This is a genomic window from Candidatus Pelagibacter ubique HIMB140, assembly GCF_025558165.1.
Classification (GTDB): Bacteria; Pseudomonadota; Alphaproteobacteria; order Pelagibacterales; family Pelagibacteraceae; genus Pelagibacter; species Pelagibacter ubique_T.
In genome coordinates this window covers 1,251,596-1,266,311 of the sequence record NZ_LAMZ01000001.1, presented here as the reverse complement: position 1 = coordinate 1,266,311, position 14,716 = coordinate 1,251,596, and the positions used below count along the sequence as shown (strand labels likewise).

At 30.3% G+C, this 14,716-nt stretch carries 15 protein-coding genes; 5 read left to right on the top strand and 10 right to left on the bottom strand.

The annotated features are described in order from the left end of the window. Positions 1 to 19 precede the first annotated feature (19 nt). Complete coding sequence (locus VP90_RS06800) at positions 20 to 1,453, top strand: aldehyde dehydrogenase family protein (RefSeq protein ID WP_262590361.1); 1,434 nt, start codon at positions 20 to 22, stop codon at positions 1,451 to 1,453. On the opposite strand, the gene VP90_RS06795 is transcribed toward VP90_RS06800, so the two are convergent. The 9 genes from VP90_RS06795 to VP90_RS06755 all read right to left on the bottom strand — a co-directional run bounded on the left by VP90_RS06795 (position 1,434) and on the right by VP90_RS06755 (position 10,044). Then, on the bottom strand, positions 1,434 to 2,153 hold the full coding sequence (locus tag VP90_RS06795; RefSeq protein ID WP_262590360.1) for a DUF1868 domain-containing protein: 720 nt from the start codon (positions 2,151 to 2,153) through the stop codon (positions 1,434 to 1,436). The genes VP90_RS06800 and VP90_RS06795 overlap by 20 nt on opposite strands. A gap of 9 nt (positions 2,154 to 2,162) precedes the next feature. Then, entirely contained in the window at positions 2,163 to 3,086 is a 924-nt protein-coding gene (locus tag VP90_RS06790; RefSeq protein WP_262590359.1) for a glycerophosphodiester phosphodiesterase family protein, read from the bottom strand. A 2-nt stretch (positions 3,087 to 3,088) separates the two neighbouring features. After that, complete coding sequence (locus VP90_RS06785; RefSeq protein WP_262590358.1) at positions 3,089 to 4,141, bottom strand: ABC transporter ATP-binding protein; 1,053 nt, start codon at positions 4,139 to 4,141, stop codon at positions 3,089 to 3,091. Then, entirely contained in the window at positions 4,142 to 4,987 is an 846-nt protein-coding gene (locus VP90_RS06780) for an ABC transporter permease subunit (protein WP_425321982.1), read from the bottom strand. 2 nt (positions 4,988 to 4,989) lie between these two features. Further along, positions 4,990 to 5,811 (bottom strand): carbohydrate ABC transporter permease, encoded by an 822-nt coding sequence (locus VP90_RS06775; RefSeq protein WP_262590356.1) that lies wholly within the window; start codon positions 5,809 to 5,811, stop codon positions 4,990 to 4,992. After that, positions 5,811 to 6,689: a carbohydrate ABC transporter permease gene (locus tag VP90_RS06770; RefSeq protein ID WP_262590355.1), complete on the bottom strand. Its 879-nt coding sequence runs from the start codon at positions 6,687 to 6,689 to the stop codon at positions 5,811 to 5,813. Before VP90_RS06770 ends, VP90_RS06775 begins: the two co-directional genes overlap by 1 nt. 57 nt (positions 6,690 to 6,746) lie before the next feature. Further along, positions 6,747 to 8,054, bottom strand: a complete 1,308-nt coding sequence (locus VP90_RS06765; RefSeq protein ID WP_262590354.1) for an extracellular solute-binding protein — start codon at positions 8,052 to 8,054, stop codon at positions 6,747 to 6,749. 122 nt (positions 8,055 to 8,176) lie between these two features. Beyond that, entirely contained in the window at positions 8,177 to 9,313 is a 1,137-nt protein-coding gene (locus tag VP90_RS06760) for a TauD/TfdA family dioxygenase (RefSeq protein WP_262590353.1), read from the bottom strand. Next, positions 9,313 to 10,044 (bottom strand): class II aldolase/adducin family protein, encoded by a 732-nt coding sequence (locus VP90_RS06755; protein WP_262590352.1) that lies wholly within the window; start codon positions 10,042 to 10,044, stop codon positions 9,313 to 9,315. The genes VP90_RS06760 and VP90_RS06755 overlap by 1 nt, the downstream gene beginning before the upstream one ends. Before the next feature lie 120 nt (positions 10,045 to 10,164). Between VP90_RS06755 and VP90_RS06750 the strand changes: the two genes are divergently transcribed. Next, positions 10,165 to 11,190 (top strand): quaternary amine ABC transporter ATP-binding protein, encoded by a 1,026-nt coding sequence (locus VP90_RS06750; RefSeq protein WP_262590351.1) that lies wholly within the window; start codon positions 10,165 to 10,167, stop codon positions 11,188 to 11,190. 7 nt (positions 11,191 to 11,197) lie between these two features. On the opposite strand, the gene VP90_RS06745 is transcribed toward VP90_RS06750, so the two are convergent. Continuing rightward, positions 11,198 to 11,596: a GFA family protein gene (locus tag VP90_RS06745; protein ID WP_262590350.1), complete on the bottom strand. Its 399-nt coding sequence runs from the start codon at positions 11,594 to 11,596 to the stop codon at positions 11,198 to 11,200. Between the two features lie 42 nt (positions 11,597 to 11,638). On the opposite strand from VP90_RS06745, the gene VP90_RS06740 reads away from it, so the two are divergent. The 3 genes from VP90_RS06740 to VP90_RS06730 are packed head-to-tail and all read left to right on the top strand — an operon-like array spanning position 11,639 to position 14,715. Further along, the gene (locus VP90_RS06740) at positions 11,639 to 12,106 is read left to right on the top strand and encodes a thioesterase family protein (RefSeq protein ID WP_262590349.1); all 468 of its coding nucleotides are present in this window, start codon (positions 11,639 to 11,641) and stop codon (positions 12,104 to 12,106) included. Between the two features lie 40 nt (positions 12,107 to 12,146). Beyond that, positions 12,147 to 13,100, top strand: a complete 954-nt coding sequence (locus tag VP90_RS06735; RefSeq protein ID WP_262590348.1) for a DMT family transporter — start codon at positions 12,147 to 12,149, stop codon at positions 13,098 to 13,100. A gap of 28 nt (positions 13,101 to 13,128) precedes the next feature. Then, the gene (locus VP90_RS06730) at positions 13,129 to 14,715 is read left to right on the top strand and encodes a choline dehydrogenase (protein WP_262590347.1); all 1,587 of its coding nucleotides are present in this window, start codon (positions 13,129 to 13,131) and stop codon (positions 14,713 to 14,715) included. The last annotated feature ends 1 nt before the right edge of the window (position 14,716 follow it).

Below are 14,716 nucleotides of genomic sequence, written 5' to 3'. Positions count from 1 at the left end.
AGTATGCTAAAATAAAATTATGTTAGATAAAAGAAAATTTTATATTGATGGTGAATGGGTAGATCCAATTAAGAGGAATGACTTTGATGTTATCAATCCATGTAATGAAGATCCATGCGCAGTAATTTCTCTAGGATCCACTGAAGATACAAATAGAGCTGTAAAAGCTGCAAAAACAGCATTTGAAACTTGGAAAGAAACCTCAAAAGAGGAACGAATTAAATTATTAGAAAAATTATTAACTATTTACAAAAAAAGATTTAATGAAATGGCAGAAGCTATTTCATTAGAAATGGGTGCTCCAATGGATTGGTCGAATGATGTTCAAACGGCATCAGGAAGAGATCATTTAGATGATTTTATACTAAGACTTAAAAACTTTAACTTTGAAGAACATTTTGATGAAAAATCAAATAATCATATTTGTTATGAACCAATTGGAGTATGTGGATTAATAACTCCTTGGAATTGGCCAATAAATCAAATTGCTCTTAAAGTTGCTCCTGCATTTGCAACTGGTTGTACAATGATTTTAAAACCCTCAGAAATTGCTCCAATATCAGGAATGTTATTTGCTGAAATGATTGATGAAGCTGGTTTTCCAAAAGGAGTTTTTAACTTAGTAAATGGCAATGGGGCTGGAGTTGGAACAGACATTTCAAGTCATCCGGATATTGATATGGTTTCTTTTACCGGTTCAACAAGAGCTGGAAAGTTAATTTCTAAAAATGCCGCTGATACAATTAAAAGAGTTTGTCTTGAGCTAGGTGGCAAAGGTGGAAATATTGTTTTTGCTGACAGTTATAAAGATGCAGTGAGAGATGGTATCAGAAATGTAATGAGTAATTCAGGTCAATCTTGTGATGCACCTACAAGAATGTTGGTTGAAAAATCAATTTATGAAAGAGCAGTAAAAGAAGCTGTTGATGAAGCAAATAAAATTAAAGTTGATCAAGCAACTAAAAAAGGAGATCACATTGGACCTGTAATTTCAAAAATTCAATACGATAAAATTATAAATCTTATTGAAAGTGGAATTTCTGAGGGCGCAACTTTAGCTGCTGGAGGGCCAGAATTACCAAACGGTTTAAACAAAGGATATTTTATCAAACCAACTATTTTCACAGATGTTACTAATGAGATGAGAATTGCAAAGGAAGAAATATTTGGCCCTGTTTTATCAATTATTCCATTTGATACTGAGGATGAAGCAGTGAAAATTGTGAACGATACTTCTTATGGTTTAGGAAATTATCTTCAAACTGATGATAAAGAAAAAGCTCATAGAGTTGCAAAAAAACTAAGATCAGGATGTGTCTATGTAAACGGTAATGCAGCAGATGTTGGAACTCCTTTTGGTGGTTATAGACAATCTGGAAATGGAAGAGAAGGTGGAGTGTGGGGCCTCACAGAATTTCTTGAAGTAAAAAATGTTACTGGTTGGAAGAATTAATACTTTTAAATTCTAGCATATTTTCAAAAGTACAAACAGTAGGATCTTTTAAAACTATTTTTGGAATTTTTTTAACAAACTCATCTAATAAATTTTTGTTAACTTTTAATAAATTATTTATTTCTTCTTGAGTAAGTTTTCTCAAAATATAGGCTAGAGTAATATGAAAAGTATATTTTTGATGATTTTCAAATTTTATTTTTAGCAATTTACTTAATTCATCTCGGCAATTTCTCAAAATACTCTCATCTTCCTCTGAGAAAGGTTCTAAAATCATACTGTATCCTCCATAAAATTTTTTTAACTTTAAGTTAACCTTGTTGGGCAGTGAGTAGTTTTGAATTCTCTTGTTTAATTTGATTGCAATTTCGTTGTAATTTAGATTTTTGTTAACGTTTTTTGGCCAATACTCTGTGTTTTTTGTATTAAAATTACAACAGTCAAATAAAGTCATATGAAAACTGCTTCTAGGTAAATAAAAATAGGTCTTTGGTGGATTTAATTCTCTCAACTTATTCTGAAATTTAAATATTTCACTTGATAAATCTGTATCCATTGGAATATTAAAAATAATTGTACAACCAGGGAAAAATAAAGGATTACCTTTTTCATCAAATTTATTTTCAGCCCCTGTTAAACTATAACCCTTAAGCTTATCTTGAAGGAAAATCACTTCGTTATTAACAAGATCAACGTCCATTAAAAATTTTTAAAACCACTTAATATTTTTTTTGTCACACAATTCTTTGAGCTTAAGTGGATAATCAGTCATTATACCGTCTACTTCATATTCAATCATTTTTAACATATTATACTCATCATTAACGGTCCAAACATTTACTGGAAGATTATAATCGTGTGCGTCTTGTATAGCTTTTTTATTAATATCTTTGTAATAAGGATGCCAAGCACTACCACCTAATTCTTTTATAATTTTAGGAAGATCGTAAACAATTGTAAGAGGAATATGATCTATCCAAGGAGATTTACTATAAATTGTTTTTTTGATCTTCATTCCTTTTTCCTGTTGAAAAGTTAAATAAGCTCTAGAAATTTCAGGACTTTGATTTTTAACTTCTCTTAAAATTCTCCAATCAAAAGATGAAATTATTATTTTATCTTGTAAATTTGATTTTTTAATATCATTTAAAACTATTTGAACCATTTCTTTAGGATTAGGTGTAAGATTTTTTTCATCTGGAGTAGATTTAATCTCTAAATTTATTATTGAAGCTTGAGATAAATTTTTTGAAGATAGTTCAAGTAATTCTGAAAGTTTTGGAATTTTTTGATTTTCTAAACTTCTCTGATTAAGAAATCTTCTTCCATATCTTGTTAATTTATTAAGTGAACCAACATCAAATTTTGAAATTTCATTATATGTTAAATCAAAAATTTTAATATTTTCATCTGTAATCCAATCTCCCTCTTCATCTTTAGTAAAACTTGGATCTAATCTAAAATCATGGGTAATAACAGGTATAAGATCTTTTGAAATTAAAATATCAGTTTCGTAGGCGTTAATATTGTTTTCAAATAAATATTTAAAACTATCTAAAGTATTTTCTGGTAGATCGCCTCTAGCTCCTCTGTGACCATAAATTTTTATATGATTTGGTTTGGTTAAAATCAAATTTAGTTTACTCTTTTGCCTGTGCTTTTATCAAAAATAAAATATTTATTTTCCTCTATATTTAAACTTAGAGTATCGCCTTTTTTGATTGTTTGATTTCCTGGAGATCTGTAACAAAAATCTTTTATATTTTTAATTTGGCCATAAACAAGATTATCTGAACCTAATTGTTCTACTAATTCTACTTTTAAATTTATCAAACCATTTTCAGACTCTATTAAATGCTCCGGTCTTATTCCCAAAGTAACTTCACCATTATAATCGCTATTTATATTTTTAATTTCAAAATTTTCTGCTGATAAGGTTTTGTTATTTAAATTAGCATCTAAAAAATTCATTTGTGGAGAGCCGATAAAACCAGCAACAAATAAAGATTTTGGATTATTATAAATTTCAATAGGAGTTCCAAGTTGTTCAATAATTCCATTATTTATAACAGCCAATCTATCTGCAAGCGTCATAGCCTCGACTTGATCGTGTGTAACAAATATACTTGTTACTCCAACTTTCTGCTGAAGTTTTTTGATTTCAAGTCTCATTTGGATTCTTAGTTTTGCGTCCAAGTTTGAAAGAGGCTCATCAAATAAGAATATTTTAGGGTTTCTAACAATCGCTCTACCCATTGCAACTCTTTGCCTTTGACCACCAGATAACATTGATGGTTTTCTCTGTAAAAAATCTGAAATTTGGAGAAGTTTTGCTGCATCATTAACTTTTTGCTCGATTGTTTCTTTGTCAATTCCTCTGTTTTTTAAACCATAAGCTAAATTATTATAAACATTCATATGTGGATATAATGCATAGTTCTGGAATACCATTGCCACATCTCTTTCAGATGGATCAACTTCATTTATTAATTTTCCATCAAGATTAATATCACCTTCAGTTATGTCCTCTAATCCTGCAACCATTCTTAACAACGTTGATTTTCCACATCCACTAGGCCCTACAAAAACCATAAACTCTCCTTCATCAATACTTAATGAAGTTTCATGTACTGCTTTTGTGCCGTTAGGGTAAATCTTAGTTACATTTTTTAAATCTAAAAAACTCATTTATTTCTCCGTTTGAATTAATCCTTTTATGAACCATTTTTGTAAAAATACCACCACTAATACTGGAGGGATCATAGACAAAATAATATAGGCAAATCTTTCTGCAGTTCTTGGTAGTGCAACTCCTTCATAACTCTCAGTGTAAATAATTTTCATCCCCATCACAACTGTCCAATATTCTTCGGCAGTAGTCATAATCAATGGCCATAAATATTGGCTATATCCATAAACAAACATAAAGATAAACATTGCAGCTATCATAGTTTTTGATAGTGGGACTAAAAAATCTATGAAGAAACTCCAACCATTTGCTCCATCTAATTTTGCAGATTCCAAAAGTTCATCAGGAATTGTTTTGTAAAATTGTCTGAAGAAAAAAGTTGCAGTAGCTGAAGCAACCAATGGAAGAATAAGACCTGTATATGAATTGGTTAAACCTAAATCAGATACAATTTTATAACTTGGAAATATTCTTACCTCTAAAGGCACAAGTAGAGTAATGAAAATTAACCAAAAAATTGGAACTGCTAATTTAAATCTATAATAAACTAAAGCGTATGCAGACATTGCTGAAATAGCTACTTTAAGTGTAGCAATTCCCAAAGCCATTATAAAACTGTTAATAAACATTTTTGCAGCAGTTACTTCCTCAGACCAACCACCTTTTTCATTTAAAACTTCATTATAATTTCTTGAAAATTGTTCGCCCAATGTAAATCTCATACCTTCTGTAAGGATAGATACATTTTCATGCGTGGAACTTGCAAAAGAAATCCAAATTGGGAGAACCATTAACAGAACACCTATTATTAAAATAATATGCGCAACAATTTGAAGTGGTTTTATTTTCATTTATCTTGGAAAACTCCTTTAATAAAATGTTTCTGTAAAACAATTATAATTAAAATTGGTGGAACCATAGACATCATTACAAATGCAAAACGATGAACGATTGAGCCTGACATCATCTTTAGTCCCATCACTACTGTCCAGTATTGTTCTGAACTTGTTACTAATAATGGCCATAAATATTGGTTATATCCAAAAACAAACATAAATATTAACATCGCTACAATCATTGTTTTTGATAATGGAACTAAAAAATCTACGAAAAATCTCCAAGTATTTGCTCCATCAAGCTTTGCTGATTCAAGTAATTCCTCTGGAACAGTTTTATAAAACTGTCTAAAAAACAAGGTTGCTATCGCAGAAGCTGAGATTGGCACAATTAATCCAAAATAAGAATTTACTAGATTTAATTCAGCCATTACTGAATAAGTGGGAAAAATTCTTAACTCTAATGGAACTAAGATTGTAACAAATATTAACCAGAACAATAATGTTGCGTATTTAGTTCTATAATAAACTAAAGCATATGCTGCCATTAAAGATGTAATAACAGATAATATTGCAACTCCAGTTGCCATTATAAAGCTGTTTAAAAACATTTTTAAAGCAGTTATCTCTTTGAAAAAACCACCCTGATACAGCAAAACTCTCAAATAATTTTCATAGAAGCTATCTCCTAAAAACATTTGAAGACCCTGGGTACTAATCGTTAAACCAGTATGCGTTGAACTTGCGAAAATCATCCATACAGGAACGATCATAATTAATATTCCTATGAATAAAATAACATGAGAAAATCCTGATGTGATTAATCTATTCATTAATTATAATGTATTCTCCCCTCTATGTACCTAAATTGAAAAATTGTAATAACTAGTACAATTAACATCATCATTATTGATTGAGCGCCTGCGCTTCCTAAATCTAATCCTCTAAATCCATCCATATAAGCTTTGTAGACTAAAGTTCTTGTTTCACCTGATGGAGCACCAATAGTTGTGGTATCAATGATGCCGAATGTATCAAAAAATGCATAAGTAATATTAATAATTATCAAAAAAAATGTTGTTGGCATTAACAAAGGAAAGGTAATTGTCCAAAATCTTCTAATGCTATTCTTGCAATCTATCATAGATGCTTCAATCACAGATTTTTGTATAGCTTGAAGACCTGCCAAAAAGAAAATAAAATTTGCACTGATTTGCTTCCAAGATCCAGCAATGATTAAGTAAATATACGAGTCAAATACACTTTCATACCAATTAAATCCCCATAGATCATTAAACAAATGGTAAAGTAGTCCAAATCTTTCACTAAAAAAATAATTTGCCATTACACCAACAACAGCAGGAGCAATTGCGTAGGGCCAAATTAATAATGTTTTGTATGCACTTTTACCATGCATAACATTGTTTGCCTGAACTGCGAGCAACAAACCAATAGAAGCTGTGATTAGTGTTATTACGAAACTATAAATAATAGTAAATTTAAAAGCTATCCAATAAGCAGGATCATCAAAGATAAATAAAAAATTATCAAACCATACAAACTGAGTTCCAAATCCAAATGCATCCTGCATTGTAAATGCATCTCTAAAAGTTTGAATGATAGGCCAATATAAAAAAATCAATAAAATTCCTAACTGTGGAGCTAAAAATAAATATTGAGAATAACTAGATTTAAATTGGACTTTTTTCATAAAATTTAAATAAAAATAAGGAGGGTAAATTATTACCCTCCTTAATTAGATTATTGTTTATAAAGTTTTAGCAAATTGTTTTAACAATTTAGCTGCACCTTTATCCATATTTCCTAGTGCTTTTTCTACAGATATTTTACCATTTAACATAGGCTCAACATTTTCATAAATTACTTCACGAATTTGTGGCCAGTTACCAGCTCTATATCCTCCAGGAATAGTAGATCCTTCTAGGCTTAATTGTTCACCAACTGCTTTGTGGTAAGGAGAAGTTCTATAAAAATTTATAGTCTCAGCTAATTCAATACCACCTTTAGTTACAGCAGAATAACCAGTCATGTTATGGTAATACAGATCCATTTCTGGAGAACCCATAAATTCTATAAATTTAGCAAGTCCTTTATACTCTTCTTCTGAATGACCATTTAATATCCAGTTAGCAGCACCACCAATAAATGTTGGATACTCTTTTCCACCTGTTACTGAATCCCAATATGGAATGTGGTTTACTGAAAAATTTGGAACAACACCTTTCATTCCACCAAATGATGCAGCAGAACCAAACCAAAATGCAGCCTCACCTGCTATAAACGGAGCTTGGTTATCTCCCCACGCTCTACCTTTATAGCCATAATAACCTGCATCATACCACTCTTTAACTTTTTTCCAGTGCATAACAAAAGCATCTGTTTCAGCAAATAAAGTCTTTTTTGGAACGGCGTCATAACCATTATTTCCATCTAACATTAATAAATTATGTCTAGAAAAGAAATTTTCAGTCCAAATCCAAGGACTATGACTTTGAACTAAAGGAATGTATCCAGCAGCTTTGATTTTTGGAGCCATAGCCTCAAATTCTTCATAAGTTTTTGGCACTGACTCGATTCCTACTTCTTTTAATATATCCATGTTTGCATACATCAAGCATGTAGAACTATTAAAAGGTACACCAATCATTTTTCCATCAGAGTCGGCATAGAAATTTTTAATTCCAGGAATATAGTTGTCTGCGTCGACATTAATTCCATATTTCTTAGCCATTTCTTCAAAACCGATAACAACACCATTTTTTACTTGCGCTACCATGATTGCAGCACCGGCATCATAAACCTGCGAATAGTGTGGCTGATCTCCTGCTCTAAAAGCAGCGATTGTTGCAGCCATGTTATCTTCGTAACTTCCTTTTCCTGTAGGAATTACTGTGTATTGATCTTGTGAAGCATTAAATCTATTTGCAATTTCAATAATTACATCACCAAGAAAACCACTGTTTCCATACCACCAGTGAATTTCTGTTTTTGAGTAACTGTGCGATGTAAAAGAGAATGTAAATAGAATTGTAAAAATACTTAGTATTTTTTTCATTTTTTCCCCCTCTTATTTTTTTTATTTTTTACAAATTTGTAAAAGTTAAACAATAAGATAACGTTAAATTAACGTTACTTAAATGTTTAAATTTATAAATTTTCTATGCTGAGTTGAATCTGTTAATAACTTTTTAAATATTTTAATCTTCCAATTATTTCATCTCTGTCCATGTAATATCCTTGAAGATGTCTATGTCCTGAGTTTGGATTAAATTCAGTTCTTCCATGAAGCACTCTTCTATTATTAAAAGAAAAAATATCACCTGGTTCTAATCTAAAATTAATTTGATATTTGGGATCATGAAGTAAATTTCCAAATCTGTGATGCGCTTTGTAAGCTTTTTCCATTACCTCTGGGCTACAATCTAACACATCCATTGTTGCAACGCTAAATCTTACATCATTGAAATCACCATCTTTGGTTAAAGTTATCGATGGTGCATGAAAGTGTCTGTGAGCTTCTTGAGTATAATCTGTGTCTTTAAATTTAAATGGGATCTCTACTAAAGTATCAAATATTTCTTTCTCATTTTCCCTTAAATAACTTGCAACTTTAAATGCGTCTATTGCAGAAGAATTTCCACCTTCTGCAGAATTTATTAGACAGTGAAGAAATTGATATCCAGGAGGATTTTCAAACCATGGAAGATCCATATGATTTCTCAAAGCATGTGCTGTATAAGCAGAATTGTTTGGTTTTGGAATATTAATTACCTCAAATGGAGTTTTAAAAAAAGTTTCTCTAGTATGACTAATTCTATTTAAAACTTTAAATCCAGAGTTCTCATCTGTCGGTGCATTTTTTACAATTGCAATTCCAGTATGATGCAAAAGTTCCAACCATTTAATTAAGCCTTCATCTGAATTAACGATTTCGTCATGATCAATTTCTACAGATTTTAAATGATCTTGAAGAGAATTATCCCAAAGCTTGTAGGGTGATTTGTATTCCAAATTGTTTTTAATTGTATAACAATTATCTCTCAGCCATTTTTGATCATAATAACTAACATGATCTCCCTCACTCCACTCAATTTGGAGTTTACCATCATTGTTTAAAGAAAATTTTTTAGGATTTATATCTTTAGATACTTTGAGAATGTTAAACATTCTATGACGAGAATCTTTATCGTGTGCTGTAGGACAATTATCTCTTAACCACAAATAATTAAACTTACTTTTTTTTCCATCACTCCAATCAACTTCTAAATTAGTAGAATTTTTAGTTATATTTTCAATTTTATAATTTTGTTCCATCAACTTTTATAATTTGAATTTTCACGATCTAATTTTCTTAATAATGCAGCCCACTCTGTTTTTCCATCATAATTATAATCATCTGAACTACTCATATTATCCCAAAAATAAGCAGCTTTTTGTTTGTCTATTTCATGTTTATTTAATCCCATAGATAAGTTTTTAACTTGAACAGTACATGCTTGTTCTAAATAATATGCTCTAAAAAAAGCTTCTGCAGCAGTTTTACCTACAGTGTAGTATCCATGATTTCTTGTAATTAAAATATCATGCTTACCTATAAGGTCTTCAAATTTTTTTCCAAAATCTTTATCTTCAACAAATTCATAATCAATATATCCAATTAAATGATTTAAATAGACTGCTGCTTGTGAAAGATACATTAATCCTTCTTTTGTTCCTCCAACTGCCATAACATCATTAGCATGACCATGAACATAAAAATTAACATCAGAGCGTGAATTAAAAATCCATTGCGCAAGATTTATACAGCCATCATTTAACCATGGTCCTTCTGAATTTATCTTTCTTCCATTTTTATCAATCTTTACTAAAGACGATGCTGTAATTTCTTCATAAAACATTCCATAGGGATGAACAAAAGAACAATCTTTATCCTCGGCTGATCTAGCTCCTGCACATTGATTGGCCAAATCAGTCATTCCATACATGTGTAAAATTCTATAAAGTGCCGATAGTTCACATCGAACATTTTGATCTGATTTGGACATTAATTAAATGATTATTTAAATGACTACTAAAATCAAATAAAATCGAATTTTTGAAAATCAATTCATAGTTGTATAGAAATTGTTTTACATTATGCTCAATGAACTGTTAGAACTTAATTGATGTCGAAAATCGAAATTAACAACGTATACAAAATCTTTGGTAATAATCCAAAATCAGTACTTCAAATGGTCAAAGAAGGTTCAACTAAAGATGAAATATTAGAAAAGACTGGGCACACAGTTGGCTTAGATAACGTATCTCTTAAAATTGAAGAAGGTGAAACGTTTGTTTGTATGGGTCTTTCAGGCTCAGGAAAATCAACATTAATTAGACATTTAAATAGACTTATAGATCCAACTGATGGTGAAATTTTGGTTGAGGGTACGAATGTGATGTCACTTGATAAAGAAAAGCTGATTGAATTTAGAAGACACAAAATGAGCATGGTCTTCCAAAGGTTTGGTTTGTTCCCGCATAAAACAGTTTTACAAAATGTTGGATATGGTTTGGAAATGCAAGGTAAAGAAGAAGATGAGAGAAACAAAATCTCAATGGAAAAAATTGATGCTGTTGGATTAAACGGATTTGAAAATCAATATCCAAATCAATTATCTGGAGGAATGCAACAACGTGTTGGTTTAGCGAGAGCATTAGCAACAGATACGGACATAATGTTAATGGATGAAGCTTTTAGTGCTCTAGATCCACTTATAAGAAGCGATATGCAAAAACAACTTATTGATCTTCAATCAGAATTAAAAAAAACAATTGTATTTATTACTCATGATCTTGATGAATCATTGAGGTTAGGTGACCATATTGGAATTTTAAATTCAGGAAAATTAGTACAAGTTGGAACTCCAGAGGAGATTATAATGAACCCAGCAGATGATTATGTAAAAGCTTTTGTTAAAGATGTTAATAGAGCAAAAGTAATCAAAGCAAAAATAATTATGAAAAATTTAAATGAGTCTGAAAATATCGATAAATCAAACGTCATTAAAGTAAATGAAGATCAATTTATTGAGGAATTTTTACCTCAAATAGTTTGTTCAGATTCAAATTGTGAAGTGGTTGATAAGAATGGTAATATCAAGGGTTATATTACTAATCAAGAACTACAGTCTTCTTTAACTAAATCTTAAAATAATATTATTTAGCAAATCTTTTATATTTCGGAAGTTTGTCATTAATTTGATAAAAATCCGACTTTGAACCAACAAATATATTTCTAAAAGTTTTTAGTTTTGTTTTACCATCAAGCATTCCTGCAGAAATTGAAACATTGTCAGATTTGTCAACTTTAAAAAATATACTTGCTCCACATTTATTACAAAAACCTCTCTTAGAATTCTTGGACGACTTAAACCACTTTAAGGTAGTTTTGTTTAAAAATTTAATTTCTTTGTCTTTTATATTTGTATAGGCACCAAATACACCATGAGTTTTTCTGCATTGAACACAATGGCAATTTGATACACTTCTAAGTTTATTAAGTGTTTTAAACTTTACACCTTTACATAAACAACTAGCTGTTAATACTTTTTTCATAAAACTTTATTATATGATATTAATATTAAATTAAATTATTAAATGTCTGTTTTTCTTAAAAGCTTTAGTATCATAAATAATTGGGTTGATTATAACAATCACATGAACATGGCTTACTATGTTTTAATATTTGATGAAGCATGGGAAGTAGCGCTTGAAAAGTTTAAAATGGGAGCAAGTGCAGCAAAAAATCTTAACAGAAGCACGATGGTAGTAGAGACTAATACTAAATATCTTAATGAGGTTAAAGAAGGTGAAACTGTTGATATAAACCTCACTTATTTTGACCATGATAAAAAACGATTACATTTAAAAATGGAAATGATTGCAAAAGAGACTAAAAAAATTTCAGCATCGATGGAATGGATATCTCTATATATTGATCTTAGCAAAAGAAAGGTAACAGAATTTGAAGAAGAAAAGTTGAAGTTGATGGCTTCTTTTATAAAGGAAAATGAAGCTAAATTTTCAAGTGAAAATCTTTTGTTTACTTCAAAACTTAAGAAATAATTAAATATTATTCATTATCTTATTTTGGTATAGGTGCGAAATGAGTACTGATAATAACTCTAAAGGAATTGTTCTTATTATTATTGCAATGACTTTATTTGCAATGCAGGACTCATTAATCAAATTTATATTTGAAAAAGCAGCATTATATGAAATCTTTTTTGGCAGATACTTTGTTGCTGCAATTTTACTCTTTTGCTACATCAAATTTAAAAAGCAAAAGGTTAGTTTAAAAACATACTATCCAATATTAACCTTGGTAAGAGTAGTTTTGCACTTTATGGCTTTTTCAGCATTTTTTATTTCTCTAACTTACATGCCATTAGCAACAGCTAATGCACTTTTTTTCTCCTGCCCTTTTTTTGTATCAATCTTTGCCAAATTTTTTTTAAAGGAATTTATTGGTATTAGAAGATGGTCTGCAATTGTATTTGGCTTCGTAGGTGTCTTTATAGTTTTAAATCCAAATTTTTCAGACTTTGAATACAAAAGTCTACTTCCTGTTGGATGTGCATTTTTTTATGCAGCCTCTATGACAATTACAAAATATACCTCTGACAAAGATGATGTAAACACTCAACTATTTTACTTCTATTTAATTGCTCTCATATTATGTGGAATTATTTATTTGTTTATGGGGAATGGTCAGTTCAACAATTCTAATTTTGATTCAACAACACAATTTATTTTTAGAGATTGGTTTTCTAATATTGAATATACGTGGAAGTTTATATTGTTTTTTGGAGTTGCGGCATCAATAGCTTTTCTTTGTATTTTTTCAGCATATATTGTTGCTTCACCATCTGTAGTATCATTATTTGAGTACTCTTTAATTATAATGTCTATGATACCAGGGTATTTTTTATTTGATGAAGTTCCCTCGACTAGAACATTCTTAGGAGTTGGATGCATCATCGCTGCTGGTATATACATATATTTTAGAGAAAGAGTCAGAGAACAGTATATAGCAAGTGAAACACCAGTGAGACGATGAGTATAATAAATATAATAAAATTTATATTATGAAATATGATTATTTAATAATAGGAGCAGGAACGGCTGGTTGTGTTCTTGCAAATAGATTAACTGAAAAATCTGAAAATAATGTTGCTATTTTTGAAGCTGGCAGACCAAGTGATATTTGGAAAGTAAATATGCCTTTAGCAATTTTATACGCCATGCATGATCCAAAATATAATTATAAATACTATTCTGAACCAGAACCTAATTTAAATAATAGAAAGCTATTTTGTCCAAGAGGTAAAATGATTGGGGGCTGCTCAGCGCACAACGGAATGGTGTTTGTCAGAGGCAATCCAAACGATTACCAAAGATGGGCGTCTTTTGGATTGAAAGAATGGTCTTATGAGAAAGTACTTCCTTATTTTAAAAAAATTGAAACATGGTCTGAGGGAGAAAATGATTACCGAGGTGGTAGTGGTATATTGCCAGTAAACCAATCTAAAAACGAAAACCCTTTATTCAAAGCATTTATAAACTCTGCTGGTGAAGCTGGTTACAAAAAAAATAAAGACATGAATGGTAAAGAACAAGAAGGTTTTGGAATGTATGACGTCACAATTCATAATGGTGAACGTGCTAGTGTTTCTAAATATTATTTAAATCCAGCAAAAAAAAGAAAAAATTTAAAAGTATTTACTGAAGCTTTTGTTGAGAAAGTAATTTTTGATGGAAAAAAAGCCATTGGAATTGAGGTTAAAATTAATAATAAAGTTGAAAAAATCTTTGCCAACAGAGAAGTAATTTTAAGTGGTGGCGCAATTAATTCACCTCAGCTACTGATGTTATCAGGAGTAGGTCCAAACCATCATCTTAAAGATAAAGGCATCAATGTTATTCAAAACTTGGAGGGTGTTGGAAAAAATTTACAAGATCATTTAGAAACTTATGTACAACAAGAATGTAAAACAAAAGACACTTTATATTCCTATGTTAATAAGCTTAATATGCTCAGAATTGGTATTCAGTGGTTTTTAAATAGAAGTGGTCCGTGCTCTACTTCTTTCCTAGAAGCGGGTGGCTTTTGTAAATCATCACCAGAGAGAGAATACCCTAATATTCAATTTCACTTTTTTCCAGCTTTTGTAATTGATCATGGGTTAGTTGATCCTGATAGACATGGCTATCAGTTGCATGCAAGTCCAAACCATCCAAAAAGTAGAGGTCATATAACTTTAAATAGTTCAAATCCATATGATTATCCAAAAATTCAATTTAATTATTTAGAACATGAAGATGATTTAAATCAAACAATAGAATGCATCCATGTGGCTAGAAAAATTTTAGGACAAAATTCATTAAAACCTTTTGCTGGTAAAGAAATTGGACCTGGAGAACATGCAAAAACTAATGATTTATTAGAAGAATATATCCGATCAAAGGCTGAAACAGCTTACCATCCTTCATGCACATTGAAGATGGGAACAGATAAAATGTCTGTAGTGGATGAAAGATTAAAAGTGAGTGGATTACAAAATATCAGAGTTGTGGATGCATCTGTAATGCCAGAAATTACAAGTGGAAATTTAAATGCACCAACCTTGATGATTGCTGAACGAGCTGCAGATTTTATAAAAAATAGTAATTAAA